The sequence below is a fragment of the Stenotrophomonas rhizophila genome (assembly GCF_007667275.1).
In the GTDB taxonomy this organism is placed as follows: domain Bacteria; phylum Pseudomonadota; class Gammaproteobacteria; order Xanthomonadales; family Xanthomonadaceae; genus Stenotrophomonas; species Stenotrophomonas maltophilia_AE.
Genome location: NZ_VDQT01000001.1, coordinates 367,992 through 393,843 on the forward strand (window position 1 = coordinate 367,992; position 25,852 = coordinate 393,843).

Genomic DNA, 25,852 nt, shown 5'->3' on the forward strand with positions numbered 1-25,852 from the left:
TGGTGAACCGTTACAGGTACATCACGTTGATGGTGGCCTTGCCGTTGATCAGCACCTCGCTGGTCAGGGTCAGCGCGGCGCTCGGCGCGATGAACGCCTTGACTTCGAGCGTGCCCTGCAGGCTCTTCATGCCCGACGGTCCGGCGGCATCGCCCTGGGTCTCGGTGAAGCCGACCATGCCGTCGGTCGGGATGGGCGCAGGGTTGCCGGCAACACCGTTGGACCAGGTTGCGCCGCCATCGTAGGACGTGGTCGCAAAGCCGGGCTTGCTGTCGATGCTGACGCCCTTCAGCCCGATCGTCGCACTGCCGATCTTCTCGTCCTCGGCGGTTCGGCCCAGCCCATAGCGGTGGGCCACGTACGAGCTGCCGTCGGCATTGTCGATGCCCTCGAACGCGAGCAGGGTCTCGGCGTCACAGGTGACGCTGATGGTCAGCTCCACTGCGTCCAGTGGGGTGCTGGTATCGGTCTCGAGCGCGTTCGAACGGATGTCGCCGAAGTCGGCAACCCCGCCATTGCTGAGGTCAATCACACAGGCGCCGGGCAGGATCTTGCCGGTGATGGACAGGTCGGCCGACTGCGCGAAGGCGTTCGGCGCGATGGCGGCGGAGGAAGCGATGGCGAGGGCCATCAGCGTGGTGGTGAGCTTCATGGTGGATACCTCGTGGCTTGATTCGCGGACGATTGAATTGAGCAATCGCTAATGAATGTTCGATTGACACAATGGAACGTCGCGAACAATACGGGTCATTTGCGCCGCTCAATATGCAAGATCTTGCAAAATGGGGCCCATTGCGTCGGATTCGCCACGCTACTTTGCCTTGGCTATCGGCGCGTCGAAATGATCGGTCTGGAAGCCGTACACGGTGGCCGGGTAGATTCGAATGCTGCCATCCGTCGCTGCCTTGGGCGGAAGCTTGATGGTGAGGCGAGCATTGGGCAGCACGTAGGAACGGGGCAATCCCAGTTCGGCGTTGGAGGGCAGCGACACGACTTTCTGCGACAAGCGCACGACGTAGGGGCTGTCGTTGCTGACCGTCAGATTGCCATCGGACACGGTCCACTTCAGGAATTTCCAGGGATCCCTGACCAGCTCAAGCTTCGCGGGATGGATGAGCAATGGCAGGTTCTGGCTCACGGTCACGCCCACTTCGTTGCGCTTCTTGTCGCGCTTGATCCTGCCCGTGGCGCCCTCGAATACGACCCGGCGCAAGCGCTGCACCTCGGTTTTCCTGGCTTCGTCCAACAAGGTGAAGGTCACCTTCTGCTGCTGGCCAGCCTTGACCGTCGTCGTGCCGGACGGCGGGTCGATCGACGCCACTTCGACCGTGTCCTCGTCGATGGGCTTGATATCCACCATCAGCATGTCGGTGGTCTTGCCGGTGTTCTTGACCAGGATCGACGTGGACGCCTGGTTGGTCGGCAGGATCACGATCGAACTTTCCGGGGTCATGCCGTCGGCGCGGGCGTGCTGCGCGCTGGACAGGGCCATCAGGCCCGCGACAAGGACGGGGACAGCGAGGCGTGCGATAGCCATGGGACCAGCTCCTCAAGGGTATCTGGCTGCATATTGCCCGCGCGATGGATGAAGCAATGCGCAGCCGATGAATCCCCCGATTCACAAGCCCCCGGCCTGGTGCCGGAGCGATGCTGTTGCCTTGCTGGGCGCATTCATGCGCCCCATGCCGTGAAGCCATGGTGAAAGCGGAACACCGGCGCGCAAAAAAGCTCCGGCACACATGGTGCGCCGGAGCCGGTTTTGCTTCTTACAGATACATCAGGTTGATCGTGACGCTACCGTTGACTTGAATCTCTTCGGTGAGGGTCAGCTCGTTGGTCGGCTGGATCTGGGCGATGACTTTGACACTACCCTGCATATCCTTGATCGCAGCCGGGCCGGCAGCAGTGCCCTGCTCCTTCGCGAAGCCCAGCACATCGGTCAACGTCAGGCTGAAGTTGCCACCTGCGTTACTGTCGTTCCAGGTTTCGCCGCCGTCGCCGGACAGGGTGCCAAATCCGGGGACGCCATCGGCGGTGACATCTGCGACGAGCACGTTGGCACTGCCGATCTTCTCGTCGGCCGAGGTCAGACCGAGGCCGTAGCGATACGGAACGGACGAACTATCGCTGTTGTTGTCGACGCCCTGAAAGGCGAAACGCACTTCCGACTCACAGGCGACGGTCAACGGCACGTTGACCGCCTCCAGCAGAGTGGTGGTCTCGGCGTTGAGCGCTTCGGCACGGATGTCGCCCAGGTCGGCGATACCGCCACTGCCGAGATTGACGACGCAGGCGCCCGGGAAGATCCTGCCGGAGATGGACAGGTCAGCCGACTGCGCGAGTGCGGTAGGCGCAATGCCAGTCGAAGAAGCGATGGCCAAGGCAATCAAAGTGGTACGGAGTTTCATGGGATATTTCCTCGTGGTGGGTTGTCAAACATTCGAGCTGTTCAATCGCGATCGAATGCTTGATTGACCCCGTGGGACGTCAGGTCACTACGTGCAGCACATTCCGCGAAGGATGCCGCAACACAACGACCGGTTGCTGGTAAAAACCGCGCGATTTGCTCTCGCGTCACGTCCACATTGAAGCAGAGTGGCGGCGCAGAAATGCGCCGACGCATCGCCAAGTGCGATGCGTCGGCGCCTGTTGAGACAATTAGAGATAGGACACAGACAGAGTGACGTTTCCGTTGATCTGCACGTCTTCGGTGAGGGTCAACTGGCTGGCGGAACGGATGATCGGCTGAATTTCCAGATTGCCGCGCACAAACCGGATGGCCGCCGGACCCGCCGAACTATTGGAGGTTCCAGTAAAGCCCACCATCCTGTCGGGCCCGATCGAAGCTGCGAGGGCCAGGCTTCTGCTCCAACTCTTTCCGTCGTCGGTGGAAGAGGTGTAATAGGCCAACTGCGTGCTGATCGCATAGTTCGTCAGGTGGACGGACATCCGGCCAATCCTCTCGTCGGCCGGAGTCATCCCAAGCCCGTACATCGCCGCGGCAGTAGAAGAATCCGTATTATCGGTGCCCTCCAACGCAAAACGCACGTTGGACTGGCACGTCACATCAAGGGCAAGAAAAGCCTTTGCCAAGCGGGTTTCGCCGTCCTGATTCAGGGTTTCTGCACGGATTTCGCCGACGTCGGCGATGCCGTTATTACCCAGGCTCACAGCGCAGGCGCCCGGATAGATCCTACCCTCGATGGAAACGTCCGCGGACTGTGCGAACGCGTTCGGGGCAAAGGCGGCCGCCGTAGCGGCGGCCAAGGAAAGCATTGCAGTCGTGAACTTCATGGCATGTGTCTCTCAGGTTGATCGACAGGCGTGCGATGCGCACGCCGTCGGGTCATTCAGGTCGGTGTTTACAAATAGATGACGTTCAAGGTGGCGTTGCCGTTGATCGGCGTGTCACCCGTGATGGTCAGGGTGTCGGTCGGCTGGATGCGTGCACTCACAACCAGGGTGCCACTGAGGGCCGCAGTCGGTGCCGGGCCGGTTGCAACACCCTGGTCTTTGGCGAAGCCACGCAGGGACGTGGTCTCGATGGCGTTGACAGCGTCGTTGCCTGCCACATCCCAGCTCGCCCCGCCATCGGTCGAGGAAGTCCCGTAACCGGTAACGCCATCGGCCTGGACGTCCTGCACGCTGATTACGGCTCCGCCGATCTTTTCGTCGTTCGAGGTCATACCCAGGCCGTACAGGCCCGGATAGGCAGCGCTGTCACTGGCGTTGTCAGTGCCCTGGAGCGCGATGCGGACTGCGGACTCGCACTGCACTGCCATCGACATCGCAACAGGTTCCAGATCGGTGTCCGCGTCCGCGTTGAGCGCTGCGGTGTTGATCGAGCCCAGGTTGGCAACACCGCCACCGCCCAGCTCGATGGTGCAGGCACCCGGGAAAATCCGGCCAGTGACGGACAGGTCGGCCGACTGCGCGAAGGCGGTCGGGGCGATGGCGGCCGAGGACGCAATGGCCAGGGCGAGCAGGGTCTTGGTGAACTTCATGGTGGGTGTTTCCTTGTGGTGGGTTATCAAACGATCGAAATGGTCAATCCCGAGCGAATGCTTGATTGACCCTGTGGAACGCCGCAAAGATTACGGGCCGATCGCGCCACCACACATGCAACATTGTTCAAAAGAGGCTGCAATTAGTTGTATTCGCGTTGAATGCGACACGCCGCCCGCGAGCCAGCGCAACGCACGGCACGCGCCTCGCCCACAGGGAGGAAGCACTATGCTAGGACGCTGCGGAACAGCTAAAAGCGGGGAAAATCCGACGTCAGCTGACGACGACGAGCGGCACGTCGCGGAGCGGATGCCGCAGTACGACGACCGATTGCTGGTAGACCCGTTCGATGTGCTCGCGGGTCAACACCTGGTCGGGCGTTCCGTCCGCGGCCACCCTGCCCTGCTCCAACAGCACGATGCGGTTGGCGTAGCCCGCCGCCAGGTTGAGGTCGTGCAGCACCACGATCACGCAGGCACCTTCATCGGCCAGCCCACGCACGGTGCGAAGCGTGCGCTCCTGGTGGCGCAGGTCCAGCGCTGCCGTCGGTTCGTCGAGCAACAGCAGCGGCGTGTCCTGGGCCAGCACGCGCGCGAACGTGGCACGCGCTGCCTCGCCACCGGACAGTGTCTGTACTTCGCGGCGCCGCAGACGCGCCATCTCGGCCTGCTCCAACGCCTGATCCACCCGCGCCGCATCGCGGACCGGATCGGCCGCATGCGGCAGGCGCCCCATCGCCACCACTTCCTCCACGCTGAAGGCGAACCGCACCGCGTGGTCCTGCGGCATCACCGCGCGTTCGCGGGCCAGCGCCATCGCCTTCCAGTGGGCGATCGGCCGATCATGCAGGATGACCTGCCCTGCGTCGGCCTCCACGTCACCGCTGGCAACCGCCAGCAGGGTGGATTTTCCCGCGCCGTTCGGCCCGACCAGTGCGGTCAGCGTGCCGGGCGCGAAGCCAAGATGGATGTCATGCAGGATCCGACGTTCGCCGAAACGCACGCCAACGCCGTCCAACTGCAGGAAAGGTGCGCTCATACCACCCCGCTCCGCCGCTGGTGCAGCACCAGCCACAGGAAGAACGGTGCACCCAACGCGGCCGAGAACAGCCCCAACGGAATCTCCGCCGGCGGATCGAGCGTGCGCGCCGCAGTATCGGCGACCACGATCAGCAGCGCCCCGGTCACCGCCGACACCGGCAGCAGCCAACGGTGCCCCGGGCCGACCAGCATGCGCACCACGTGCGGCACCACCAGCCCGACGAAACCAATGGAACCGGCAAACGCGACCGCCGCGCCGACCAGCAGCGCGCTGAACGCAATCAACTTCAACCGCGTGCGCTTCACGTTCAGGCCCAGATGCTGCGCCTGGCGCTCGCCCAGCGCCAGCATGTCCAGCGGCGTGCCCAGGCGCAGCAGGGCGACCGTGCCAAGCACGAACACCGGCAGCGCCGCCGCCACATCGGCCCAGTCGGCCTGCGCCAGCGAGCCCATCTGCCAGAACACCAGCGACTGCAGCTCGCTTTCGCTGGCGATGTAGGTCAGGAAGCCGATCGCCGCAGAACAGAACGCCGCCATCGCGATCCCGACCAGCAACAGCGTCGCCGTGCCGGTGTTGCGGCCGGGCCGCGCCAGCGCGTAGGTCAGGCTGATCGCCGTGGCACCGCCCGCGAACGCCGCCAACGGCAGGGTCCAGCCGCCCACGCTGCCAGCACCGAGCACGATGGCCGCCACCGCCCCCAGCGCCGCGCCCTGGGTCACGCCGACGATGCCCGGGTCCGCCAGCGGATTGCCGAACAGGCCCTGCAGGCTGGCACCGGCCATGGCCAGCGACGCCCCGACCAGCGCGCCCAGCAGGGCGCGCGGAATGCGCAGGTTCCAGACCACGGCCAGATCGCGCTGGCTGACATGGCCAGCATCCAGCAGGCCCAGCTTGACCGCCACCGCCTGCACCACCTCCAGCGGTGGCAGGCGCAGCGGCCCCACTGCGAACGAGGCCAGGATGGCGCCCAGCAGTGCCAGCGTCATCATCGCCAGCACCCAGCCCCCGGACCGGCGTCGCGCGGAACGTTCCTTCACGGCGTGCGGCTCACGGCGACGGCAGCGCCGCCAGCGCCTTGGCCAGCGCCAGCGCCCCGCTGCCAGACCCCACGCTGGCCGCCTTCAGCTGCACGTCCGGCATCACCCAGACGCGGTTGGCCGCGCCCGCCGGTGTCTGCTTCAGGGTCGGATAGGCTTTCCACACCCCGGCCTCGCCGCCGAACAGCTGCAGGTCGTTCTCGGTCAGCAGGATCACGTCCGGCGCTGCCGCCACCACGCCTTCGTTGCTCAGCGCGGAATAGTTGGCCACGCCCGCTTCGGTACCGATGTTGATGCCACCGGCCAGCGCGATCAGCTTGCCCGACGCGCTGTCCGCACCGGCTACGGTGGGCGCGCCGCCGGCACCGGTGGCCGACAGGTGAATCACGCGCGGATGCACTTTGCTGGACGCGGCAACGCGGGCGGCCTCATCCAGCTGCGCCTGCACCTGCGTGGCCAGTGCCTCGCCCGCCGGTGCCACGCCCAGCGCAGCGGCGACCTTGCGTACTTTGTCCGGTGCCGGTTGCAGGTCGTCGATCACCACTGCTGCTTCCCCGGCACCGCGCAGCTTCTTCGCCAGCTCGGTATGCCGGCGCAGGCTGTTGCCCAGGAACAACGTGCCTTCCAGGCTCAGCACGCCTTCCACGCCGGTGGTGCGGTTGAACAGGAACTGCTTCGGCGCCTTGCGCCCGGCCTCGGTGGCCGAACGCAGCGGCGCCGCATAGACCTGGCTGCCCATGCCCAGCGCTTCGATCACCGCGATCACATCGTCGCCGCCGGCCACGATGCGCGCGGTGTCCCGCACGGTTACCGTTTCGCCGTCATCGGAGGTGACCGTCGCCGGCAGCACCGGAACCAGGCCGGCGCGGGCCGGGACATCGGTGCCGGCCACGCGCAGCCAGCCCTGCGGCAGGGCCGCGCCGGTGGCGGCATCCGCTGCCGCGGTCGGCGCCGCGCTCGACGGCGCAGCCGTCGACGGCTCGGCCGGTTTGCCGCCGCACGCGACCAGCGCCGTCGCCAGGGCCACTACCAGCACGCCGCGGCGCGCACACAGGGAATTCAACATGCAGTGCTCCAGTCAGGCATCAACGCGTGGACGGCGTGATGCGGGTGATGCGGTCGCCCTTGGGGTCTTCGGCACCGCGCGACTTGTTGACCGCGAACACGTTGCCCTTGCCGTCCTCGCGGACATGGTTCGGGAAGGTGCCGCCGTCCAGGTTGCCCACCACCTTGCCGTCGCGGTCGACCACGGTCACCGTACCGGCGCCGCGATTAGTCACATAGGCCAGCCCTGACACCGGTTCGAACGCCACGTTCAGCGCGCCGGCACCCACGGGGACATCGTGCAGTACCTTGCCACTGGCCACGTCGACGATGAGCAGGTTGTCGCTGCCCTGCGAGGCCACGTACAGCCGGTTCTGCTTCGCATCGAAGGCCACGCCCGAGGCGCTGATGGCATTGCCGAGGTCGATCACTTTGTCGACCTTGCCGCTGGCGACGTCGATCACCGCCGCTTCCGGGGTGCCGATGCTCACCGTGAACAGCTTGCCGCCGGCTTCATCCAGCACCAGGCTCATCGGCACGAATTTCTCATCGTCCACGCCCGAGGCGAGGGTGATCGGCTCCAGCGGCTTGAAGGACTTCGCATCGAACACCGAAAGGTGGTCCTCACCGGCCGCCGAGGCGAACACCCTGCCCCGCTTGGCGTCGACCACCACGTCGCGCGCATGCGGCACCGCGCCCACCGGGAACTGGTGCACCAGCGACAGGTCGGACTGGCAGTACACCGCCACCGTGTCCTGGCGGGTGTTGCTCACCCACACGTTGCCATTGGCATCGTCCACGCCCACGCCGTACACGGCGAACACGCTGCCGCCCTTGGCGTCGGGCACCTTGGCCGGAGTGATCGCCTTCACCACCTTCAGCGTCTTCGGGTCGACCTTGAGCAGCTGCGACGCGGTCACCGGTGGGCGGCCCACTGCCGAGGTCACGAACAGCGCATTGCTGCCCGCACTGTAGGCGCTCTGGTACAGCCCCTGCACCAGCTTGCCGGACTGCTGCTTGAACGCCTGCTGGCCACTCAAGGGCAGGTTCGGCGACACCCGCAACGCAACCACGGTGGCCGCGGCCGGCTGGCTGGCCCGCACCACCACCGGGTGCTGGCCGGGAACCGCGTCGGCCGGAATCTGCACACTGGCCTTGAAATTGCCCTGCTCGTCGACAACGACCGGCGTGGGGGTTAGCACGGTCTCGCCGCGCAGCAGGGTCACCTGCTGCCCCGGCACGAAGGCGCGACCGGTCACTTCCGCGGTGCTGCCCGCGATGGCGTTCTCGTTGCGGGCACTGACCTTGCCACGGAAACCATTGGCCGGCGCGTCGAAGACCGGCTGCGAGACCGCGGCGCCGGACACCAGCGACAGGGCCAGGGCCAGCGCGGCAACGCGCGGGAGGGACATCATTCGGGACATAGCAGACTCCTTCTGTAGGGGCGCGCCAGCGGCGCGTGTCACAAGGGTTGCCTTGGCGGGCCGCATCGCTGCGGTGGTGGCGGAGCGCCACGCATTGCCTGGGTAGGGAAGAAACAAGATCAGTCCGGCACGCCATACAACGCGGCCAGCGTCGCCTTCAGCGAAGCCGGCAGCATCGGGCCATGGCCCAAACCGGCAAACTCCCGGTAGGTCACCTGCAGGCCGGGCACCGCCGCCAGCCGTCCGCTCAGCACGTGCGCAGCGTCCGGCGTCGCGCCGGCAATGCGGCGCAGGTGCGCCACCACGCGCGGGTTGCTCATGTCGCGCACGCCGCGGTTGCCGCTGCGCTCGTCACCGCCGAGCATCAGCCACAGCTTTGCCGGTGCGGGATGGGCGACAAAGCGCTGCTCCAGTTCACCCTGCGCAGCGCCCTGGCTCCACCACAGCGACGGGCTGGCACTCACGTACTGCTGGAACGCGTCCGGCTGGGTATACAGCGTACTGAGCACGAACAGGCCGCCCAGCGAATGGCCCCAGAGCGCCTGCTGCTGCGCGTCGACGCGCGCGCGCCGGGCCACCTCGGGCTTGATCTTCTGCTGGATGACCTGCAGGAACGCGGCGGCACCGCCGCCGGTGGACTGCGCCACGCCGTTCTCGTCCTCGGCGGTATCCACCCACGCAGTGTAATCCTGCGTGCGTGCCCGCGAATCGATGCGCAGGTCGTTGTCGTAGCCGATGAACACCAGTACCGGCGCGCCATGCGCGGCCAGCTCGCCAAGCAGGGCCTGGTCGAACACCATCGCCGCAGCGTTGCCGTCCAGCATGTACAGCACCGGCGCGGGCGTCTTGGCTGGCTGCGTGGGGACGCCTACGTGGACGCGCCAGCGGCGCGCCGGGGTGCCGTCCTCGATCACGAAGCGTTCGAAGCGGTAGCTCTGCGCCGGCTGGTCGAGCACGGTCTCGCCGATCGTCTGCAACGGATTGCGCTGCTGAGCGGCAACCGGCGCGATCACGGCCACCCCCAGGGCAGCGGCCATGCCCACGGCACGAAAGAGCGGAAAGCGCGTCGGGAACAAGCGGGAAAGCACGGCGGGCACGACTCAGGGCGGGACGATCAACCCAGTGTACCTCAAATGCGAATGGGTATCACTTGCCGCGATGCGCGGTGCAGATAACAAAAGTCCGGCCGCAGGGCCGGACTCGGGTCATGACGTGGCAGCAGAAGCTTATTCTTCTTCTTCCTGCTGGCCACCCTGCTGGTTGCGCTCGCGCTTCTGGTCGGCGTCCTGCTGTTGCTGCTGGCCCTGGCGCTGCTGGTCCTTCTGGTTCTGCTGGTTCTGCTGGCCCTGCTGCGGATTCTGCTGGCCCTGTTGCGGATTCTGCTGGTTACCCATGACGTATCTCCGATGTTCGGCGTCGAGAGTGATGCCGGTGACTCAACACTAGGCAGCCCAGCGTTACCGCTGCGTGCGCAGGATGCGCTTTCGTGTAGACGCATCCCGCATCTCGGTAAACAGTTCAGAAGCATCCATATCATCGTCACGTCGCTGTCGCACGCAGCGCACGCCCATCTGCTTCATGGATCGGCATCGAATATCACAGTGACGTCACCGCGGTAATGGCTGCCGGGGTGATCCAGCATCGACTCGACCGCGCTTCCGTTGACAGCGAAGCGAAGTTGCGAGGGTCGCCGGACGATGAAGGTGTCGGCGGTGAATACCGGCGGCGTCATGCTCGTGGTCAGCGGCAGCCCGACCACGTCCTGTGCAGAGGCTGCATCGCGAAAACCGGGAAGGGTCAGGTCGATATCCAGCGGCGCGTCCTCTGCGGACCCGGTGAGGTTGCGGATCGCACACCGGCCGTCCGGCAGCGGGTACTGGCAGTGCAGCGAGACACTGAACTGACCGGAGCTGCTCAGACTGAACGGCACCTCGCGCTCCAGCGCTTTGGGCACGATCCCGTGATCACTCCACTGCGCCCAACCACCCCTTGGCGCAAGAACCGCGCGGTTGCTGCCAGGCGGAAGATCAAGCTGGAATGCATGCTGGACATCAAGCTTGAAATGTACGTTCACAATGGTATCGTCCAGCGCCACGCCGTTGCCAAGATCGAAATCGGCGCCTTCGCCGGTGCCGCCAACGCGGTAGGTCGTCATGCCGGTATACACGCCACTGCGCATTGCCAACGGTGCCGGCGTCGTCAGCTGGTACGTGAAGTCAAATTCCGAAATGACGTAATTGTTGGTGTGCAGCCAATGCAACGAGCACGCCAGCACACCATTACCCCCATCCTGGCGCAGCCAAAGGCGCATGACACTCCTGTTGTTCGCAAGCGTGTTGCTCAACGCCTTGGTGCAGTTCCGCGCGTTCCCGGTGGATGCAGGCTCGATCGGCCCGTCCCCGTCCTGGTCGACCAGACGCAGCGCAGCGCCGATGATCTTCACGCCCAGGTCGAACGTGTGCAGCCCGTCATCCGAGGTTACCGTTACGGTGCGCGGCGCCGGCATTCCAATGTAGAAGCTGTCCGGACCATAGTCGTTCGTACGCACCCCCTGCTTGGTGCCACGGACCTTGGTGTCGATGCTCCACCAGTTGTTGTTGATGCACGACTGCAGATGGACGCTGTTGCATACCCCCGACCATGGCGTGGTGTTGACGAAGTCGCGCTTGTTGGGGTCATTGATATCGGGCTTGAATTCCGCCGTGATCTGGATGTCGGCCGCATGGGCGCCGCCCGCAGCAACGAGCAGCGCAGCGGCACACACCGCACCACGCAATAGATGCATCACGGCGGAAAGGGAAACGTCACGGATCATGGCATTGCTCCTGCAGCGTACGCAGCCGGTGCGGCCTGCGCAGTTCCAAGGGACGGCGGCGGGCATTGCAGGATCCCGGCCAGCCAGGTGTCGCCCTGCGGGCGGGTGGTGGTGCCGTCGAGCGAGAAGCTGCAACCGGCCACTTTCGGATGGCGCACTTCCATGCTCGGCGTCGTAGCGCTCATTTCCAGCGTGAAGAAGCCATCGGCTTCGGTCACGCTGCGGCCGGCATGGTTGATGACATGGGCGCCGGCCAGCGGCTGGCCGGCGGCATCCTTCAGGTGGCCCATCACAGTGAAGGTGCTCAGCACCTCGACCTTGCCGTAGGCCACGCCGCCCTTGTTGAGGTGGTAGTCCAGCGTGGCCGGCTGGATGGTGGCGGCCGGCGCGGCACGCCCATGGAAGTCGATCTGCAGGGCGCCATTGCGGTAAGCGGCCACCGGCAGGACGTTGCGGCCGGGCTGCAGCACGTACGTGCCGCCGCGGCTGTCATGCGCACGCAGCTCCACGCCGGGTAGCTCCGAGTCCACGTCCACGATCATGCCCGTGTCGATGCTGCCCACCTGCCCCGTACCGGCGATCGCCAGCTTGCCGCCGCCGATCGCCATGGTGCTTTCCAGGTTCAGGCCGCCACTGAGGCTGCCGCCCATCGACGAACGCTGCGCGTGCACGTCGCCGCGCAGCGCCGGGTGCTCGAACTGCGCGTTGGTGCTCAGGCCCAGCCCGTCGCTGTCCACCGTCGCCTGCCCCGCGACGCTGCGCAGCAGGCCCTGCTCGAAGTCCTGCTGCACGCCCGCACTGGCGTACAGGCTGCGCCCGCCGTCGGTGCCGGTGCGGCTGCCCAGGCTGCCGCTGTAACGGCGCCCTTCGCGGCCAAGCGCGATGTTGAGGGTGAAGTCGACGCCGCGGTTACGGCGCATGCCGCTGCTGGCATTGGCCGGGCGGTCGAACACCGCGGCGCGCCAGGTCGCGTCACTGCCGAACAGGGTCTGGCGGCGGCTGAACGAGAAATCCAGGCCGACGCCGTTGCTGACCCCGTCGTGGTGCGAGACGCGCGCGGCCACGTGGCTGCTGTCGCCCAGGCGGTGGTTGACGCTCACCGCGCTGGTCTGGAGCCAACCGGCACGGGTTTCCGGCAACGGGCGGTCGGGTACCGGCGGAAACGGCGCGTGTTCGGATCGGCGCCGCTCCTGCCAGCTGCGATTGTGCGACACGATCACGCTGCCGTGGCGGTAGCGCCACAGCCCCTGCAGGTCCACGCCGCTGCCGCCGTCACTGGTGTAGGCATTGGTGTAGAGGTTTGCGTTGTCGTTGACCTGCCAGTCCAGCGAGCCGGCGATCGCGGTGTCGCCGTCCAGGTGCTGGGCCGACAGGCCGATCACCGCGCGCGGGTGCGCGAGATAATTGACGATGCCGCCGGCCGCAAACGCACCCGCGTTCGGGTCTTCAATGCTGTCCAGCAGCGTGTGCTGGAGGCCGGCGAACGCGCTGTAGCGCCAGCGCCGGCTGGGGTCGCGCCAGTTGGACGGCTTGTGGATCACCGCTGTCTCTCGCGAGCTCTCGCGTCCATCCTCGATGACCCGCAGTTCGACCTCGTAGATGCCGCCCGGCAGGCGCCGGGTATCCAGCTTCTGCAGGCCCGGCTGCAGGGGTTGGGTCAGGACCAGGCTGCCCTCACGGAATACCTCCACGGTGCCCTCCCGGTTGGCGGTCACGTACACCGGGTACAGGCTGGGCGCGCGCGAATCGATGGCCAGGCTGTCCGAGGAGCCGGCCATCATCCCGATGGTGGTGTGGCTGACCGACCCCGACGCGCGCGGCTGTCGGGTCACGCCCTGGAAATTGGGAAGGAAGTAACCGACGCGCAGGAAGTTGTCGCGGAATTCCCGCTGCGCGTACAGGCTCTGCACCGACTGGCGCAGCTCACCTTCTTCATCGCCACTGCGGTCGACCTGGTAGTTGCCCAGCAGCGTCCACCGTCCCAGGCTGCCCTGCGCATCGACCGCGTAACGGCCGGCTGCATCGATGCCCTCGCCTGCGTAGGCGTTGAGCTGGTGGCGCAGGATCAGCCCACGGCTGCCACCGTCGGGAAGTGCATGGTGGCCCGGCTGGAGCGACGCACCGCCGCCACGGGTGGTGGCGATGGACAGCAGCGAGCTTTCAAGACTGTAGTGCAGGCGCACCAGGCCGGCGTCGCACGCCTGGCTGCACGCACCCAGCGGGCGCGGCGTGGCCAATACCTTCAGCCAGCGCTCGCGTTCGGCGGCCGGCTCGGTACTGTCGTGGCTGTCGGTGAACTCCAGCAGCGACAAGGTATTCTCGCGGGACAGCATGGCCCGGGCGTCGCCCAGGTACTGTCCGTCGCGTTCGACGCGGACCACCAGGGGCACGTCGAAGAAGTGGTCACGGAAGTCATCGGGCAAGCCTCCCGCCTGGTCGAGCAGGGTGAGGCTTTCCAGCGCCGCAGGTGCTGCCTGCACTACTGCACTGCTGCAATAGAGCATGACGGCGGTGGCGATGGGAAGCAGACGCGGTGACATGGTGATTCCTGTGCATGGAAGAGGGGCGCCTGAGCGCCCCTCCTGTGGCAGCCGGTGCTGCCGGGCTGGACGCGTGCGCGAACGCGCGCGGGCTTACGGGGTGCCGCTTTCGAACATCATGAAAACGTTGCCCTGGTAGTTGCCGTGGGCGTAGCCCTCGCCCGCCGGGGCCGCGGCGGTAATGGCCACGGCGGCACGCTTGCTCGCGGCGGCTTCGAGGGTGGTGGCCACTTCGACCGCGTTGGCGGCACCGACCAGCAGGTCCTGGCCCGCCACGTTGACGGTCAGATCGATCTTGTTGCCGGCACTGGTCAGCATGGCGTCGGTGGTCAGGTAGGCGTTGATCGCGCCCAGCCCGCTCTTCATGTCGACCTGCTGCTGGATCGGGTCAAGGCGCTGGGTCGCGATGTTCCAGCGCATGTTCTGGGTCTGGCCCGCCCAGTTGCCAACCGGCGAAATCTGCAGGCCGGTCGCCGACGGCACCACGGCTTCAACGGTGACCTGCAGCGGGAACTGCTCGGTGGCGGCCATGGCGGCGGCCGGGGTCAGGATCAGGGCGGCCGCAGCGGCCAGGACGGTGTTCTTGAGGTTCATTGCAATACATCTCCAACAGAAAGGTGTCGCCTGGAGCCCGGCGACGGGACGTCGGTTCCGGGCGGAACCTAGGGGCTGAGCAGGACCTCCCTGCGGCTGTCCCCCTCAACGATCTGGAAGCGGTGCAGGTGCTCTGCACTGCGCGTGAAGCGTTCGGTGCGGTTCGGCAGCAGGTGGACCTTCCGCGAGGGCGCGCACCTGCCCGACGTCTCCGGCGCGCTGCACTGGCGGATGTCGTCCAGGACCACGGTGGTATTGCCCGCGTTGTGCAGCTGGACATACCCCGCCTGGGTTTCGGTCTGCACGTCGTAGCGCGGCTGGTCCGGGTGCACGATCACGAACACGCCGTAGCCGGTAAGCACGTTGACGCCGGCCGACAGCTCCCGGCGGTAGTCGTCGCGCTGCGCGTCGGTCAGCGCGAATTCGTCTTCCGACTGCGGCAGCACCGGCACGAAGCGCACGCGGTAGTAGCGTTCGGCGCTGCGATCGCCCTGCACCAGCAGGCGCGTGGCCTGCTGTCCCTGGGCCGGCACGATCAGCCGCGACGGGCTGGCCACCAGGCCTGCGTCAGTGCCGGACACCGGCACCTCATGGTGGCTGCCATCGGCGGCATAGCGCACCTCGCTGATCTGCACGCGCACGAACGCAGTGGCGTCGCCGGTATTGCGCACGCGCTTGAGCAGCGCGCCCTTGCCGGGCTCGGCGTACTCGTACATTGCGCCAACATGGATGCTGGGCGCCGCCGCCTGCACCAGGTGAGGCGACGCCGACATCGCAACGGCCATTGCGGCCGCCAGCGTGGTCATCAGACGCTTCATTGAGATGCTCCCTTGATTTGCGGGGTGAATGCGAAGTGCGGTTGTCATTACCGCCTCGAATCGAGGGCGCAGAATAGGCACCCGCCCCATGTCGCCATATGCAACATTGTTCAAACGACACTGCAACTTGTTGCAGATTCAATCGAATTACTAATCACCAAGGCGGAAAGTCATCGCCGCGTTGAATGGGTGGGCAGAATAGAGTTTTGCTGCACTGCGCCACATTCAATATTCATCAATACGCCGTTGAACTTGTTGCAGCAGCGCGAAAAAAAACGCCCCGCGGATGCGGGGCGTTTTGCATGGCACGCTCTGGCGGCTGGCAGTCGCCTAGCGCCGGGCGTCCTGCTGCCACTGCGCCACCTTCTGCCGGGTCTGCGCCAGCAGCGCATCCAGCGCCTTGCGGTCGTACACGTGGCCACGCAGCACCACCGTATTGATTGCTCGGGTGGCCTGGATGTCCTGCAGGGGGTTGGCATCCAGCAGGACCAGATCCGCCGCCTTGCCTTCGGCCACGCCGCCATAGCGGTCCAGCGTGCCGAACCACGACGGGCCGGCACGCGTGGCCGACGACAGCGCCTGCGCGGGGGTCAGGCCCTCCTTCACGAACAGGCTGAGCTCGTCGTGCAGGCCGATGCCGGGATAGTTGAAGGAATTGAGGAAGCCTGCGTCGGTGCCCGCCATCACGGTGACGCCGGCTTCCTGCAGCAACGGCAGTACCGCCGCGACCTGGTGGTACTGCTGGTGGCGCTCGGCGATCTGCGCCGGGCTGGCCTTGGCCGCACGCTCGACCCGCCATTGGTAGGTGGCCTGCAGCTTCGGGCCGATGTAGGCCAGGTAAGGGTCGTTGGCGTGGTCGTCCTGGTCCAGGAAGTCGAGGATGCGCCCGCCGTTGAGGGTCGGTGTGACATACACGCCCTTGGCGGCGAAGCCGCGGTAGGCGGCCATTGCGGTCGCGCGGTCGAAGCCGGCGTCGAGACGGCGGTTGGCTTCGGCGCGGTCGATGCGTCCAGCGGCGAAGTCGCTGGCAATCGCGGCTTCATCCTTGACCCCGGCCTTGTAGGCGTAGTCCAGGTGCTCGATGGAACTGATCCCGGCGTCCACCGCCTGCTGGACGGTCAGCGCCATCGGAATGTGCCCGGAGGCACGCAGCCCGTTGGCGCGCGCACCGCGCACCGCGTCCAGGAACAACGGCGGCGTCAGGGTGCTGTCGGTGATCTTGACGAAGTCCACGCGGTCGCGCTTGAGCCTGGCCAGCGCCGCCTCCAGGTCGGCCTGGCTGCCCACTTCCAAGGTGCCCTTCCAGACCGGCTTGATGCCCTCGATCTTGGCACCGGAGCTGAACAGCTGCGGACCCTCGAGGCGGCCGTCGGCGATCTCCCCCCGCCACTGCAGCACCTGCTCCGGCAGGTCGCCCGAGCAGTCGCGGATGGTGGTGATACCGTGTGCGATGTACAGCGGCAGCAGCGCCTTGTTCTCTTCGATCAGCTCCGGGCCACCGCCGAAGTGCACGTGCATGTCCCACAGGCCGGGAATGAGGTAGCGGCCCTTGCCATCGACCTTGCGTGGCGCCGTCCACGCCCTGGCGATGGCGCGGTCGTCGCCCACCGCCACGATATCGTCGCCCCGCACCACCACTGCCTGGTCGGCAACGGTGGTGGCCCGTTCGACATCGACCACGGTGGCGTGGCGGATGATCACATCAGCCTGTTCGGCGGCCAGTACGGAGGGAGCCAAGGCAAGCAGCAGCGGGATGGCGGGCAACACGGTCGATTTCATGGCAGGGCGCACAACGGAAAGGGTCACCGCACCTTACGGCGCGGCGGGCCCCATTCACCAGTTAAATTTCGGCATGCCGCGCATTCGGTTTCCGAATGCCGCTCAGACCTCGCCCTGCATCGCCGGGCGCGCCACCACCTTGGCCAGCCAGGCGCTCACCGCCGGGTGGCCATCGACCACGGCGCCCACGTAGGTGCCGTAGCCGACCACCTGCGCCACCACCAGGTCCACCAGCGAGTAGCTTTCGCCGACCATCCAGGCCTGGGCCGACAGCCTCGCTTCCAGCACGTCCAGCAGCTGCCGCGCGTCGTCTGCGGCAATCGCCGCGTGGCCGGCATCCTGCTGCGGACCTTCCATGCTCGCTGCCCGCAGCCGGCCGATCACCGCCATGTAGGTGACATAGGCCCACGCGCACCACGACAGCGCCTGCAGGCGCTCGGGCGTGTCCGCGGCCGGCCACAGGCCACGCGCAACGCCGAAGCGGTCGCCCAGCCACAGGTGGATGGCCAGGCCCTCGAAGATCGGCGTGCCGTCCACCACCAGGCACGGCACCTTGCCGTTGGGATTGATTGCCAGGTACTCGGGCGTGCGCTGTTCGCCGTTGCGGATGTCGATCCGGACCCGGTCATGGGCCACGCCCAGTTCGGCCAGTGCGCAGGCGATCGGGGTGGCGCTGGACATCGGGTGCCAATAGAAGACGAGGGACATGCGGTACTCCTTGTAGGTGTCGGTGTGGAAAGGTGCGCTGCGGGAGGCCTTGCACCGTGGACACAGGCTAGCCACCATTGCGGACAGATCCTGTCCTCGACAGGCGCGACCCTGTGGCCATGCTCACGACCTCCGCCCGCCTGCTGCGCCTGCTCGCGCTGCTGCAATCCCGACCGCACTGGCCCGGCAACACCCTGGCCACCGACATCGGCGTGCATCCGCGCACCCTGCGTCGCGACATCGAGCGCCTGCGCGAACTCGGCTACCCGATCCAGGCCAGCAGCGGCGTGGCCGGCGGCTATGCGTTCCGCGCCGGGCGTGCGCTGCCGCCGCTGCTGCTCGACGACGAGGAGGCGCTGGCGGCGGCGCTGGCCCTGCGCATGGCGGTGAGCGGCACCATCAGCGGCATCGAGCAGACCGCCATCACCGCCCTGGTCAAGATGGAACAGGTGATGCCGGCGCGCCTGCGCCGCCGCCTGGATGCGCTGCGCACCTCGATCCTGCCGATCGACCAGAGCGGGCCGCTGGTCGACGCGCGCCTGCTCGCCACCCTGGCCGGCGCCTGCCGCGACCAGCTGCAGCTGCGTTTCGACTACGCCGACCGCCAAGGCCAGGCCAGCCAGCGCCAGGTGGAACCGCAGGGCGTGGTACATGCCGAACGCCGCTGGTACCTGGTGGCGTGGGATACCACGCGCGTGGACTGGCGCACCTTCCGCATCGACCGCATGACCAGCACGCCCGAGGTGGGCGCGCATTTCCGCCCCCGCCCGGCGCCGGCCAACGGCGACCTGCGCGCGTTCGTCAGCCAGTCGCTGACGCTGGGACCGTACGGCGACGAGGCCCGGGTGATCCTGCACGCGCCGATCGAGGTGGTACGCGAGCGCATGCCCAGCTCGGCGGGCGTACTGGAAGCGCTGGACGCGCAGCGCTGCCTGCTGCGCTGTGGCGCGCACCCGCAGGGTGCGGTGGTTTACTGGCTGCTGGCGCTGGAACTCGAGTTCGAGGTGTTGGGCCCGCCGGCGCTGCACGTGATGATGCGCGACGCCGGTGCCCGCGTGGCGCGCAGCCTGGCCCGGGCAGGCGCGACCGTGGCGGACTAACATGCGCTGACGTTCCCATTCGTTTCCTGGATGACACCATGTCCGTCAGTGCAGAATCGCATCGCACCCTGTTCGAACTGGACCTGCTGCGGGCCATGGTGATGGTGGCCGACTGCGGCAGCTTCACCACCGCCGCGGCGCGCCTGCACTCCACCCAGTCCACCGTCAGCCAGAAGATCCGGCGGCTGGAGCAGCTGGCCGGGCACCCGCTGCTGGTCCGCGCCAACCGCGATGTGCACCCGACCGACGCCGGCCACTCGCTGCTGGGCATCGCCCGGCAGATGCTGGCGCTCAACGACCAGATGGGCGAGGCGCTGGCCGGTGCCACGGTGGCGATCAGCGTGCGCCTGGGCGTGCCGGAGGACTTCGTCAATCCGCGTACCACTGCCCTGCTCGGCCGCTTCACCCGCCGCCACCCGCAGGTGAAACTGGAGGTCACCAGTGGCCTCAGCCGTGACCTCGCGCATGCCTTCGACCATGGCGAGCTCGACCTGGTGCTGGTCAAGCAGCGCCGCAACAGCCGCCAGGCGGTGGCCTGCTGGGCCGAGCCGATGCGCTGGGTAGACAGTGTGCGCAGCCCCTGCATCGCACAGGACCCCATTCCGCTGGTGACCTTCCCGCCGCGCGGGCTGTATCGCGACGAGCTGATCGCCGCCGTGGAGGGACTGGGTCGGCGCTGGCGGATCGGATTCACCAGCTCCAGCCTGGGCGGCATCCAGGGCGCCGTCGCCGACGGCATGGGCATCAGCCTGCTGCCGGCGCGCGCCGTAACCCGCGAGCACCGCGTGCTGACCGCTCGACAGGGACTGACACCGATTGACAGCATCGAGATCGCATTGCTGCACCGGAGCACCGCCGATGCACTCGTGGTGGAATTGGCGTCACAGTTCGCACGCCTGCTGGACCGCGAGCGGCGTTGATCGATTTTTCGCTGCATCATTCCGAACGGTGCACTGGATGCGCACGGAAAGTGACGGGGCTCTCGTCCCAAGCATAGGAATAGTCCTAATCTGACATCAGACTATCTACGCGGAAGGATGAAGCAGTAAGAATGGCGCAAATCCCATGATTGCGTGCCTCCCTTGTCCAGACGCCATCCAGGTCCCATCCACGGACCGCTTCCGCATGCGGTGCTGAACATCGCGCTGCTGGACGATCACGACGTCGTCCGTCACGGCAGCTACGTCCACCTTTCCAACGACCCGCGCTTCCACGTGGTCGGCAACCACGCCACCACCCGCGCCCTGGTCAACACCCTGCTGCACCATCTGGTCGATGTCGCGGTGGTCGACTACACGCTGGCCGAAGGTGACCTGCAGGGCATGGAGCTGCTGCGGATGCTGCGCCGACGTTTTCCCCGGGTCCGGGTGCTGATGTTTTCGGCCAACGTGCACCACGTCATGATTTCCAACAGCATGGCGGCCGGCGCCGCAGGCGTGGTGTCCAAGGGCGAGACCCTGGAAGAACTGGCGCGCGCACTGGGCCGGGTCGCCGCCGGGCACAGCCACGTACCGCTGGATTACCGCGATGAACACGCCGAACACCGGCTCTCGCAGAGCGAACGCGAGGTGCTGCAGCTGTGCCTGAGCGGCATGACCGTCACCGACATCGCGTTGCAGCGCCACCGCAGCATCAAGACCATCAGCACCCAGAAGCACGCCGCGTTCCGCAAGCTGGGCCTGCGCACCGACCGCGACCTGTTCACCCTGCGGCACCAGCTGGCGGTGTGGTGAGAACCCCCCGCATGGCCACCGGCGCCGTGGCCGGGGTGCTGGCGGTAGCTTTGTTGCCGGTGGTCCTGTCCCAGCCCGCGCAGCGGTTGGTGCGCGTGGCCACCGACCCGTCCCAGCACCGGCTGCTGGCCGCGGACAACCGTGCCGCGCGTGACGCCAACCTGATCAGCGGGTATGCGCAGCTGGTGTCGGAGCAGACCGGCATGCGCTTCCAGGAGCAGCCAATGGAGTCCACCACGGCGGCGTTGCAGGCACTCTGCGATGGCCGCGCGGACCTGATGCTGCTGCTCGGCCCGCTGGACAACGCGCCGTGCACCGCACTCGCCGCATCACCGGCGTACTACCGCGGGCAGACCCTGCTGGCCAGCCGCCACACCCACGCGCAGCCGCCCGAGTTCGCGCACCTGCGCCGGGTGGCGGTGGTACGCGGCAGCCGCCTGGCCGAATGGCTGGCCGCCTACCATCCGCACCTGCAGGTGGTGGGGTTGCCCAGCCTGCGCGAGGCGCTGGCCGCGGTAGAGGCCGGCGTGGTCGATGTCGCAATGGAGCTGGACGTGGCCATGCGCCCGCTGGTGCGGCGCGAATTCGGTGACAGCCTGCTGCTGCATGGCGGCCCCGCCACCCTGCCCGGCAGCCTGCACCTGGTGGTGCGCCACCGCGACCGCCGCATGCTCGACCAGATCCACCAGGCGATGCGCTCGATCAGTCCGCAGGAGCACGCCATGCTGATGCAGCGCTGGACCAAGGCCACCTACCTGAGCGGTCCCTCGCTGCAGGTGATGTCGCGGCATTTCCGCTGGGAACTGGTGGCGATGGGCCTGACCGTGTTGCTGCTGCTCAGCGCCGGAGCGTGGATGTACCGGGCGCGGCAGTCGGCACGCCGCAGCGAGCGCCAGCAGGCACGCTTCATCGCCACCATGAGCCATGAGGTGCGCAATGCGGCGCAGGCACTGGTGACCTCGGTGGACCTGCTGCATCAGTCGGCGCTGGACCAGGGCCAGCGGCAACTGGTCAATGCCGCGCGATCCGCCGGCGTCGGCCTGCGCCACCTGCTGGGCCACGCGCTGGACTACTCGCGCGTGGCCAGCGGCGACTACCTGCCCACGCCGGGCTGGCAGGATGTTCGCCAGCTCGCCCGCGACTGCATCGCGGTGGCGCGCCCCGGCGCCGACGCCAAGGGCCTGGCGATGGCACTGCTGCAGCGCACCGACCCGCTGCCACGGGTATGGGTGGACGGCGATGCGCTGCGCCAGGTGCTCAACAACCTGCTGGGCAATGCGGTGAAGTTCACCGAGCTGGGCGACATCGAGGTCACCCTGGCACTGCAGCCCACCGACGCCAGCGCGCAGCTGCACATCGCGGTGCGCGACACCGGCATCGGCATTCCGGCCGACCAGCACGACCGCGTCTTCAAACCCTTCGTGCAGGCCCACGACCGGCATTCGCGGCAGATGGGCGGGGCCGGGCTTGGCCTGTCGATCTGCCAGGACCTGGTGACGGGCATGGGTGGTCGCCTGCAGCTGCGCAGTGATCCGGGCGAAGGCAGCTGCTTCGAGGTGCAGCTGCCGGTGGTGACCGAAGGCGGCGGCCATTGCCCCAGTGGACAACCGCTGGCCGGGCGCACCCTGCTGCTGGTAGAGGACCACATGCTAAACCGCACCGTCGTGGCCCGCCAGCTGGAAGCGCTGGGGGCCTCGGTAAGCAGTTGCGGCGATGGCGCGAGCGCGTTGCGCAGCCAGGCCGGCGAACCGTGCGGGATCGTGCTGCTGGACTGCGTACTGGAGGACATGTGCGGCTACGAGCTGGCCGTGCAGCTGCGCCAGCTCGAGCGTCGCCACGGGCGCAGTCCGGCGCTGCTGGTGGCGCTTTCCGCCAACGATTCGCCCGCGCATGCCGAGCGCTGCCGCGCCTGCGGCATGGACGCGGTGCTGTGCAAACCACTGGACATGCGCCTGCTGCTGGAGGTGCTGGAGGTCGACGACCTCGACCCCGCGGGCGCACGGGAGGTGGAAGCGGCGCACGCGCCGCAACCGATGTGGAGCGAGTTCCTGCAGTCGCTGCAGGAAGAGATGATGGCCCTGCACGATGCCCTGCGCCTGCAGGCGGCCAATCGACTGCGCCACCATGCGCATCGCCTGTCCGGCGTGCTGCGAATGCTGGGCCAGGCCACATTGGCGGCCATTGCCGACGACCTGCACGAGCTGGACCTGGACGACGCCACCGGCTGGATCGAAGCCGAGCGCCTGCTCGGCTACCTGCGCCCAGCGGTGGGCGAACTGGTGCGCGGCGCGTCTACTTCAACTGCAGCGGATAGCGCTGCCACAGCACGTGCACCAGGAAGCCGGTGAGCTCTGCATCCTTGGCCGTGATCGCCGCGCGGATCTTGTCCAGCAGCACCATGTCGCTGCAGGTCCGCACATCCGCATGGTCGGCCTGCCCGGCACGGCGCGCACGATAGCGCGCCGCACGCTGCGCATCGGTCATGGCGTAGCCGAACGTGGGCGGACGGCCGCGCTTGCGCGGCAGCATCAACTCCAGGGTGCCGGGATCTTCTTCATCACGCATGACGGGGCGGGGGCGGCGCAAACGGGGCGAAACAATATCGTGATAAGGCACGGAAATCCAGCGGAAAAGCCGCTGGATTTCCGTAGCGTGGCATTCCCCCTATAGCCCGCGCCGTCGGCGCGCTCACCTGGCACACCCATGGCTTGCATCGCAGCGTAGAGCCAGGCCCTGCCTGGCTGCACAGGTCACCGCGCGACGGCCGCTTCCGCCACCCGCGCGCCCAACCACACCAGCGCGAACCCGGCCACCAGGCTCACCCCCAGATACGTCGGCATTTCCCAGCCTCGCGCGTTGCGCGCCAGCAGCACCGCCTCCAGCATCATCGACGAGAACGTGGTCAACCCACCGATGACACCGACCACCGCAAAGGCCCGCCAGTACACTGCGGCGTCGCCCCGGGTCTGCAGCCACACCGCGAGGTAGCCGATCGCGAACGCGCCGACCAGGTTCGCAGTCAGCGTGCCCCACGGGAAGCTGCTGCCGAACTGGCGCCCCATCGCATTGCCGATGATGAAACGCAGGGCTGAGCCGAGCGCGCCACCGAGCATCACCAGGCCCAGCTGCTGCCACCAGGCACCAAAGCCGAACATCAACCCTGTCCTTTGCGCGCCCGCGCCTGCTCGCGCTCGGCACGCAGGCGGTCCAGCTTGTCCTTCAACTTGATTTCCAGGCCGCGTGCCACCGGCTGGTAGTACACGCGCTCGCCCATCGCGTCCGGGAAACCGGTCTGGTCCAGCGCGATGCCGCCTTCGGCATCATGGTCATACTGGTAAGCCTGCCCGTAGCCGAGCTCTTTCATCAGCTTGGTCGGCGCGTTACGCAGGTGCAGGGGCACCTCCTGCGTGCCGGTTTCCCGCACTTCCCGCTTGGCCAGGTTGAACGCCGCGTAGCCGGCATTCGACTTGGCGGTGCTGGCCAGGTACAGCACCAGCTGCGCGAAGGCGAGCTCGCCCTCCGGACTGCCCAGCCGTTCGTAGATGTCCCACGCTTCCAGTGCCATCGACTGCGCGCGCGGATCGGCCAGGCCGATGTCTTCGATCGCCATGCGGGTCAATCGCCGCGCCAGGTAGGAAGGATCGCAGCCACCGTCGAGCATCCGCGTCAGCCAGTACAGCGCGGCATCCGGATTGGAGCTGCGCACCGACTTGTGCAGGGCCGAAATCTGGTCGTAGAACTGCTCGCCGCCCTTGTCGAAGCGACGGGTGCGGTCGGCCAGCACCTGCACCAGCATCTCCGAACTGATCCGGCCGCCTTCGCCGCCGGCCAGCTCGGCCGCGATCTCCAGCAGGGTCAGCCCACGCCGCACATCGCCGTCGGCGGCGGTGGCGATTTCCAGCAGCGCCTCGGCACTGACCTGCAGGTTCTCGCTACCCAGTCCACGCTCGCCGTCGTGCAGCGCCCGCTCCAGTGCCTCGACGATGTCGGCCGGCGACACCGCTTCCAGCACGTGCACGCGGCAGCGCGACAACAGGGCCGAATTGAGCTCAAACGAGGGGTTTTCAGTGGTGGCGCCGACGAAGACGATGGTGCCGCGCTCGATATGCGGCAGGAACGCATCCTGCTGGGCCTTGTTGAAACGGTGCACTTCGTCGACGAACAGCACCGTGCGGCGGCCTTCGGCGAAGCGCTGTGCGGCCTCGGCCAGCACCACCCGCACCTCCGGCAGCCCGGACAGCACCGCCGAGATCGCGCGGAATTCCGCGTCGGCATAGTGCGCCAGCAGCAGCGACAGCGTGGTCTTGCCGCAACCCGGCGGCCCCCACAGGATCATCGAATGCACATGCCCGGACTCGACCGCCCGGCGCAGCGCGCTGCCCGGCGCGAGCAGGCGCTTCTGCCCGACCATTTCGTCCAGGGTCTGCGGGCGCATGCGCTCGGCCAGCGGGCGCATGTTGTCCCGATCCACGCTCAGCAGATCGGGCCCGGGGGATGTCGTTCGGAGTCTAGCCACGCCCGTATTGTAGAGCCGGGCTCTGCCCGGCTGCACGCCTCGGCTGGGCCGGGATCACTCCCCGATGACGTCGGTGCCCTTCGGCGGGGTAAAGCTGAACGTGCCCGGCTTGAACGTCGGGTTACGCTTCCAGCCGCTGAAGCTGATCACCGTGCGCTGGTTGACCGCGTCGGTCACCTCCATCCGCGCCAGACCCTGGGCATTGAAGCCCAGCGCGGCGTACTGGAACGAGGTCTCGGTTTCACGCTTGGGGCTGAGCGACAGCCACTGCAGGCCATCGCGCGGCGCGGCTTCCTCGCTCACGTCGTACTGCTGGTCGAGCAGCTTCGGGTTGATCAGCGCGGTCAGCGGGCTGTTCTGCTCCTGCGCACCCTGCGCGCGTTTTGTCACCTGCTCCAGGTCCTTCTCATACACCCACACGGTCTTGCCGTCGGCGATGATCAGCTGCTCATGCGGCTTGATGTACTCCCAGCGGAACTGGCGCGGCGCCGACAGCGCCACCGTGCCGGTGGTGGTTTCCTTGACCTTGCCCTTGCTGTCGATCACCTGCTGGCTGAACTGCCCGTCCAGGCCCTTCAGGTCCTTGGTGAAACGGTTGAGTTCATCGCGGGCGCCGGCAAAGGCGGTGGCCGAGCCGACACTCGCGCACAGCAGCGTGGCGGCGATGAGGGAGCGGCGGAAGGTGGTGTTCATGCGGG

At 67.2% G+C, this 25,852-nt stretch carries 25 protein-coding genes; 4 read left to right on the forward strand and 21 right to left on the reverse strand.

Annotated features, from left to right (window positions below):
• Positions 1–10: 10 nt before the first annotated feature.
• The 17 genes from FSZ13_RS01455 to FSZ13_RS01530 all read right to left on the reverse strand — a co-directional run bounded on the left by FSZ13_RS01455 (position 11) and on the right by FSZ13_RS01530 (position 17,805).
• Entirely contained in the window at positions 11–652 is a 642-nt protein-coding gene (locus FSZ13_RS01455; RefSeq protein WP_145477662.1) for a DUF1120 domain-containing protein, read from the reverse strand.
• Positions 653–811: 159 nt separating this feature from the next.
• A complete protein-coding gene (locus FSZ13_RS01460) occupies positions 812–1,537 on the reverse strand; it encodes a fimbria/pilus chaperone family protein (RefSeq protein ID WP_145477663.1) in 726 nt (241 codons plus the stop codon).
• A 229-nt stretch (positions 1,538–1,766) separates the two neighbouring features.
• Positions 1,767–2,408, reverse strand: a complete 642-nt coding sequence (locus FSZ13_RS01465) for a DUF1120 domain-containing protein (RefSeq protein WP_145477664.1) — start codon at positions 2,406–2,408, stop codon at positions 1,767–1,769.
• A 250-nt stretch (positions 2,409–2,658) separates the two neighbouring features.
• Positions 2,659–3,294, reverse strand: a complete 636-nt coding sequence (locus FSZ13_RS01470; protein WP_145477665.1) for a DUF1120 domain-containing protein — start codon at positions 3,292–3,294, stop codon at positions 2,659–2,661.
• Between the two features lie 68 nt (positions 3,295–3,362).
• Positions 3,363–4,004, reverse strand: a complete 642-nt coding sequence (locus FSZ13_RS01475; RefSeq protein ID WP_145477666.1) for a DUF1120 domain-containing protein — start codon at positions 4,002–4,004, stop codon at positions 3,363–3,365.
• Positions 4,005–4,278: 274 nt separating this feature from the next.
• The gene (locus FSZ13_RS01480) at positions 4,279–5,043 is read right to left on the reverse strand and encodes a heme ABC transporter ATP-binding protein (protein WP_145477667.1); all 765 of its coding nucleotides are present in this window, start codon (positions 5,041–5,043) and stop codon (positions 4,279–4,281) included.
• Positions 5,040–6,035: a FecCD family ABC transporter permease gene (locus tag FSZ13_RS01485; RefSeq protein ID WP_145478506.1), complete on the reverse strand. Its 996-nt coding sequence runs from the start codon at positions 6,033–6,035 to the stop codon at positions 5,040–5,042. The genes FSZ13_RS01480 and FSZ13_RS01485 overlap by 4 nt, the downstream gene beginning before the upstream one ends.
• A 58-nt stretch (positions 6,036–6,093) precedes the next feature.
• On the reverse strand, positions 6,094–7,149 hold the full coding sequence (locus FSZ13_RS01490) for a heme/hemin ABC transporter substrate-binding protein (protein WP_145477668.1): 1,056 nt from the start codon (positions 7,147–7,149) through the stop codon (positions 6,094–6,096).
• A 19-nt stretch (positions 7,150–7,168) separates the two neighbouring features.
• A complete protein-coding gene (locus tag FSZ13_RS01495) occupies positions 7,169–8,542 on the reverse strand; it encodes a YncE family protein (protein ID WP_428999971.1) in 1,374 nt (457 codons plus the stop codon).
• Positions 8,543–8,670: 128 nt separating this feature from the next.
• Positions 8,671–9,588, reverse strand: a complete 918-nt coding sequence (locus FSZ13_RS01500) for an alpha/beta hydrolase (RefSeq protein ID WP_145477670.1) — start codon at positions 9,586–9,588, stop codon at positions 8,671–8,673.
• A gap of 189 nt (positions 9,589–9,777) precedes the next feature.
• On the reverse strand, positions 9,778–9,945 hold the full coding sequence (locus tag FSZ13_RS18345) for a hypothetical protein (protein ID WP_186308820.1): 168 nt from the start codon (positions 9,943–9,945) through the stop codon (positions 9,778–9,780).
• A 182-nt stretch (positions 9,946–10,127) separates the two neighbouring features.
• Complete coding sequence (locus FSZ13_RS01505; RefSeq protein ID WP_145477671.1) at positions 10,128–11,366, reverse strand: hypothetical protein; 1,239 nt, start codon at positions 11,364–11,366, stop codon at positions 10,128–10,130.
• A complete protein-coding gene (locus tag FSZ13_RS01510; RefSeq protein WP_260844064.1) occupies positions 11,363–13,906 on the reverse strand; it encodes a TcfC E-set like domain-containing protein in 2,544 nt (847 codons plus the stop codon). The genes FSZ13_RS01505 and FSZ13_RS01510 overlap by 4 nt, the downstream gene beginning before the upstream one ends.
• A gap of 93 nt (positions 13,907–13,999) precedes the next feature.
• The gene (locus FSZ13_RS01515) at positions 14,000–14,500 is read right to left on the reverse strand and encodes a CS1 type fimbrial major subunit (RefSeq protein ID WP_145477672.1); all 501 of its coding nucleotides are present in this window, start codon (positions 14,498–14,500) and stop codon (positions 14,000–14,002) included.
• Positions 14,501–14,568: 68 nt separating this feature from the next.
• Positions 14,569–15,318, reverse strand: coding sequence for a CS1 fimbrial subunit B flags: Precursor (locus FSZ13_RS01520; RefSeq protein WP_222116586.1), 750 nt, complete (start codon positions 15,316–15,318; stop codon positions 14,569–14,571).
• A 330-nt stretch (positions 15,319–15,648) separates the two neighbouring features.
• Complete coding sequence (locus tag FSZ13_RS01525; protein WP_428999957.1) at positions 15,649–17,085, reverse strand: amidohydrolase family protein; 1,437 nt, start codon at positions 17,083–17,085, stop codon at positions 15,649–15,651.
• A 114-nt stretch (positions 17,086–17,199) separates the two neighbouring features.
• Complete coding sequence (locus FSZ13_RS01530) at positions 17,200–17,805, reverse strand: glutathione S-transferase family protein (RefSeq protein WP_145477674.1); 606 nt, start codon at positions 17,803–17,805, stop codon at positions 17,200–17,202.
• Between the two features lie 119 nt (positions 17,806–17,924).
• On the opposite strand from FSZ13_RS01530, the gene FSZ13_RS01535 reads away from it, so the two are divergent.
• From FSZ13_RS01535 to FSZ13_RS01550, 4 genes are all read left to right on the forward strand, one after another.
• Positions 17,925–18,905 (forward strand): helix-turn-helix transcriptional regulator, encoded by a 981-nt coding sequence (locus FSZ13_RS01535; RefSeq protein ID WP_145477675.1) that lies wholly within the window; start codon positions 17,925–17,927, stop codon positions 18,903–18,905.
• Between the two features lie 38 nt (positions 18,906–18,943).
• The gene (locus tag FSZ13_RS01540; RefSeq protein ID WP_145477676.1) at positions 18,944–19,825 is read left to right on the forward strand and encodes a LysR substrate-binding domain-containing protein; all 882 of its coding nucleotides are present in this window, start codon (positions 18,944–18,946) and stop codon (positions 19,823–19,825) included.
• 162 nt (positions 19,826–19,987) lie between these two features.
• A complete protein-coding gene (locus tag FSZ13_RS01545; RefSeq protein WP_186308821.1) occupies positions 19,988–20,638 on the forward strand; it encodes a response regulator transcription factor in 651 nt (216 codons plus the stop codon).
• An 11-nt stretch (positions 20,639–20,649) separates the two neighbouring features.
• Positions 20,650–22,986, forward strand: a complete 2,337-nt coding sequence (locus tag FSZ13_RS01550) for an ATP-binding protein (RefSeq protein ID WP_145477678.1) — start codon at positions 20,650–20,652, stop codon at positions 22,984–22,986.
• On the opposite strand, the gene FSZ13_RS01555 is transcribed toward FSZ13_RS01550, so the two are convergent.
• From FSZ13_RS01555 to lolA, 4 genes are all read right to left on the reverse strand, one after another.
• Entirely contained in the window at positions 22,931–23,203 is a 273-nt protein-coding gene (locus FSZ13_RS01555) for a hypothetical protein (protein ID WP_145477679.1), read from the reverse strand. The two genes, FSZ13_RS01550 and FSZ13_RS01555, sit on opposite strands and share 56 nt — an antisense overlap.
• Positions 23,204–23,388: 185 nt before the next feature.
• Entirely contained in the window at positions 23,389–23,793 is a 405-nt protein-coding gene (gene crcB / locus FSZ13_RS01560) for a fluoride efflux transporter CrcB (RefSeq protein ID WP_145477680.1), read from the reverse strand.
• Complete coding sequence (locus tag FSZ13_RS01565) at positions 23,793–25,094, reverse strand: replication-associated recombination protein A (protein WP_186308822.1); 1,302 nt, start codon at positions 25,092–25,094, stop codon at positions 23,793–23,795. The genes crcB and FSZ13_RS01565 overlap by 1 nt, the downstream gene beginning before the upstream one ends.
• Positions 25,095–25,208: 114 nt before the next feature.
• A complete protein-coding gene (gene lolA / locus FSZ13_RS01570) occupies positions 25,209–25,847 on the reverse strand; it encodes an outer membrane lipoprotein chaperone LolA (protein ID WP_145477682.1) in 639 nt (212 codons plus the stop codon).
• Positions 25,848–25,852: the final 5 nt, after the last annotated feature.

Excerpts from the sequence above, each read along its gene's own strand:
- FSZ13_RS01455 (WP_145477662.1), bottom strand. The coding sequence starts at position 652 with ATGAAGCTCACCACCACGCTGATGGCCCTCGCCATCGCTTCCTCCGCC.
- FSZ13_RS01460 (WP_145477663.1), bottom strand. The coding sequence starts at position 1,537 with ATGGCTATCGCACGCCTCGCTGTCCCCGTCCTTGTCGCGGGCCTGATG.
- FSZ13_RS01465 (WP_145477664.1), bottom strand. The coding sequence starts at position 2,408 with ATGAAACTCCGTACCACTTTGATTGCCTTGGCCATCGCTTCTTCGACT.
- FSZ13_RS01470 (WP_145477665.1), bottom strand. The coding sequence starts at position 3,294 with ATGAAGTTCACGACTGCAATGCTTTCCTTGGCCGCCGCTACGGCGGCC.
- FSZ13_RS01475 (WP_145477666.1), bottom strand. The coding sequence starts at position 4,004 with ATGAAGTTCACCAAGACCCTGCTCGCCCTGGCCATTGCGTCCTCGGCC.
- FSZ13_RS01480 (WP_145477667.1), bottom strand. The coding sequence starts at position 5,043 with ATGAGCGCACCTTTCCTGCAGTTGGACGGCGTTGGCGTGCGTTTCGGC.
- FSZ13_RS01485 (WP_145478506.1), bottom strand. The coding sequence starts at position 6,035 with ATGATGACGCTGGCACTGCTGGGCGCCATCCTGGCCTCGTTCGCAGTG.
- FSZ13_RS01490 (WP_145477668.1), bottom strand. The coding sequence starts at position 7,149 with ATGTTGAATTCCCTGTGTGCGCGCCGCGGCGTGCTGGTAGTGGCCCTG.
- FSZ13_RS01495 (WP_428999971.1), bottom strand. The coding sequence starts at position 8,542 with ATGATGTCCCTCCCGCGCGTTGCCGCGCTGGCCCTGGCCCTGTCGCTG.
- FSZ13_RS01500 (WP_145477670.1), bottom strand. The coding sequence starts at position 9,588 with ATGGCCGCTGCCCTGGGGGTGGCCGTGATCGCGCCGGTTGCCGCTCAG.
- FSZ13_RS18345 (WP_186308820.1), bottom strand. The coding sequence starts at position 9,945 with ATGGGTAACCAGCAGAATCCGCAACAGGGCCAGCAGAATCCGCAGCAG.
- FSZ13_RS01505 (WP_145477671.1), bottom strand. The coding sequence starts at position 11,366 with ATGATCCGTGACGTTTCCCTTTCCGCCGTGATGCATCTATTGCGTGGT.
- FSZ13_RS01510 (WP_260844064.1), bottom strand. The coding sequence starts at position 13,906 with ATGTCACCGCGTCTGCTTCCCATCGCCACCGCCGTCATGCTCTATTGC.
- FSZ13_RS01515 (WP_145477672.1), bottom strand. The coding sequence starts at position 14,500 with ATGAACCTCAAGAACACCGTCCTGGCCGCTGCGGCCGCCCTGATCCTG.
- FSZ13_RS01520 (WP_222116586.1), bottom strand. The coding sequence starts at position 15,318 with ATGAAGCGTCTGATGACCACGCTGGCGGCCGCAATGGCCGTTGCGATG.
- FSZ13_RS01530 (WP_145477674.1), bottom strand. The coding sequence starts at position 17,805 with ATGTCCCTCGTCTTCTATTGGCACCCGATGTCCAGCGCCACCCCGATC.
- FSZ13_RS01535 (WP_145477675.1), top strand. The coding sequence starts at position 17,925 with ATGCTCACGACCTCCGCCCGCCTGCTGCGCCTGCTCGCGCTGCTGCAA.
- FSZ13_RS01540 (WP_145477676.1), top strand. The coding sequence starts at position 18,944 with ATGTCCGTCAGTGCAGAATCGCATCGCACCCTGTTCGAACTGGACCTG.
- FSZ13_RS01550 (WP_145477678.1), top strand. The coding sequence starts at position 20,650 with ATGGCCACCGGCGCCGTGGCCGGGGTGCTGGCGGTAGCTTTGTTGCCG.
- FSZ13_RS01555 (WP_145477679.1), bottom strand. The coding sequence starts at position 23,203 with ATGCGTGATGAAGAAGATCCCGGCACCCTGGAGTTGATGCTGCCGCGC.
- crcB (WP_145477680.1), bottom strand. The coding sequence starts at position 23,793 with ATGTTCGGCTTTGGTGCCTGGTGGCAGCAGCTGGGCCTGGTGATGCTC.
- FSZ13_RS01565 (WP_186308822.1), bottom strand. The coding sequence starts at position 25,094 with ATGCGCCCGCTGGCCGAGCGCATGCGCCCGCAGACCCTGGACGAAATG.
- lolA (WP_145477682.1), bottom strand. The coding sequence starts at position 25,847 with ATGAACACCACCTTCCGCCGCTCCCTCATCGCCGCCACGCTGCTGTGC.